The organism is Streptomyces bobili (assembly GCF_002154575.1).
Taxonomy (GTDB): Bacteria; Actinomycetota; Actinomycetes; order Streptomycetales; family Streptomycetaceae; genus Streptomyces; species Streptomyces bobili.
This window is the reverse complement of record NZ_MUBA01000630.1, coordinates 1-2,414: the sequence shown is the minus strand read 5'-3', so window position 1 is coordinate 2,414 and position 2,414 is coordinate 1. Positions and strand designations below refer to the sequence as shown.

Sequence of the window (2,414 nt, the reverse complement as noted above, 5' to 3'; positions counted from 1 at the left end):
GACCCGTACACCTCGTACCGGCTGCACTGGATGCCGTACGAGTTGACCCGCTGCCCCGCCCTGACCCGCAGCACGGTCAGCACGCGGGCGCTGTACGGCAACTTCAAGTACCGGCCGCCGTTCCCCCGCCTCGCGCCACCGCCGCCGGTGGGCAGGGCCTCGACGCAGCCGCGCGAGCAGGCGTTGACGAGGAGGGGGAGCACGTCGGTGGCGACGCGCAGGGAGATCCACACCTGCTGGAGCCGGGGCAGGTCCACCGGCCCGGCGCAGACGCTGCACGCGGTGACGGCCTGCGCGCCCCACGCGCCCGGATACAGCTCGCCCGGCCTGCCCTCCGGCGGCGGTGGCGCGAGGCGGGGGAACGGCGGCCGGTACTTGAAGTTGCCGTACAGCGCCCGCGTGCTGACCGTGCTGCGGGTCAGGGCGGGGCAGCGGGTCAACTCGTACGGCATCCAGTGCAGCCGGTACGAGGTGTACGGGTCGAACTCCGCCAGGCTCTCCATGGCGCCGATCTCCGGCGGGAGGCGGACGAGATTGCTGCCGTAGAGCACCAGGTGCCGGACCGCGCGGAGCCGGGCGACGGACGCGGGCAGGGTGATGATCTGCCGGCGTTCCTCCGGGGGGAGTTCCGTCAGCGGGGAGAAGACCTCGCGGCCGTCGGCGGCGGCCTCGTCGACGAGTTCGAGGAGGTGCAGCCAGCCCGGCGCGGAGGTGTCCTGGCGGTCCGCGTGGAAGCCGACGTCGGGGGGCGCGGCGTCGGGGCCGCGCACCAGGCACGCGCAGGAGTCGCGCGGCCGCACGGGGGTGTCGCCGCCCCGGCCGCCCGCGGCAGCCCACCGGTTCGAGAAGAGTCGCGGTTCCCCACCCTGTTCCATGGGGGTCAACCTAACGTCAGCGCTCGTACGGGTGTGCTGGTTTCGCGGGCGGCCGGGGGTGGAGCCGGGGTGGTTCAGCGGTGCCGGCCGGTGCCGACGAGGGTCGGGAGCGGGTTCACCAGGTTGCCGGACTGACGCTGGGCGGTGGGCCCGGTCGGCCAGACCGCGGGGCAGTGGGCGCCCTTGCGGGGGGTCTTGAGGGTGAGGAGGTAGGTGTCGATCGCGTCGCGGGCACAGGGGCTCAGCCAGTAGTCGCCGTGGCCGACACCGTCGTAGGTGAGGAACGCGGCCTCGCGGCCGATCTGGCGGGCCGCGTTGGAACCCCAGGAGTACGGGGTGGCCACGTCGTAGCGGCTGTTGGTGACGAGGATCTGCGGGGTGCCGTCGACGTCGAGCCGGTGCGGCGGGTTGGTGACCTCGGTCGGCCAGTTCTGGCAGCCGGTCAGGTCGCTCCAGGCGAGCGAGCTGAGGCGGGTGACGGGGGCGACGCGGGCGAGGGCGCGCTCGTAGCGGGCGAGGGTGGCGTAGGAGGGCACGTCGAAGTCGTAGTCCTGGCACGTCACCGGCAGGTACGCGAACTCGGTGGGCTCGCCGCGCTCCCGCAATGACCGGGCCGCGGCGGGGTCGGAGGCGTCCAGGGCGGCCAGGTCCGCCGCGAAGACGAACCAGTCGGCCGGGTCGTACATGCTGCCGAAGGCGACGGACTGGAGGTCCTGCGGGGTGACCGTGTACGGCGGGTCGCCCGGCAGGACCAGTTCACCGGCGGCGGCGCGGTCCAGCAGCGAGCGGAACAGGGCGCGGGCGTCCCGGCCGTGCAGCGCGCAGGACGGCGTACGGGCGCACCAGTTCGCGAACTGGCCGTAGGACTCCTCCATCGCGACCGTCTCGGTCTTCTGGTAGGACCAGCGGTCCAGGCTGTGGTCCATGTTGGAGTCGAGGGTCATGGCGCGGACGCGGTGCGGGTAGCGCTCGGCGTACTGCTGGCCGATGCCGGTGCCGTAGGAGACGCCGTAGTAGCTGATCCGGCGCTCGCCGAGGGCGGCGCGGATGGCGTCCATGTCGCGGACGACGCTCGCGGTGTCCATGTGGTCGACGAGCGGGCCGGTCAGGTCGCGGCAGTTCTCGCCGAGGGCGCGGTTCGCGGCCCGCAGGGCGCTGAAGGAGGCCGCGCTGTCGGGGTAGAGGAGGGCGCTCTGGTCGGCCACCCGGTCGCTGTCGCACTTCACCGGATTGCTGAGACCTACGCCGCGCGGGTCGAAGCCGACGATGTCGAACCGTTCCAGCAGGTCGGGCGAGAAGGAGTCGGGCGCGCTGAAGGCGAAGCCGACGCCGGAACCGCCCGGACCGCCCGGGTTGATCAGCAGCGAGCCGATGCGGCGGGCCGGGTCGGTGGCGCGGTGGCGGGCGAGGGCCAGGTCGAGCGTGGCGCCGCGGGGGCGCTTCCAGTCCACCGGGACCTGCACCGTCGCGCACTCGAAGGTGCCCTCGCCGGAGGGGGACGCGCAGGGCTCCCAGACGGCGCGTCCGGCGGGCGGGGCG

The 2,414-nt window shown here is 73.8% G+C and carries 2 protein-coding genes; both read right to left on the bottom strand.

What is annotated here, in order from left to right:
- Window positions 1–875 (bottom strand): hypothetical protein (locus tag BZL64_RS35150; protein ID WP_208639585.1); only part of this gene is annotated, 875 nt, incomplete at its 3' end.
- A gap of 74 nt (window positions 876–949) precedes the next feature.
- The coding region (locus BZL64_RS35145; protein WP_107430410.1) for an alpha/beta hydrolase at window positions 950–2,414 on the bottom strand (1,465 nt) is incomplete at its 5' end.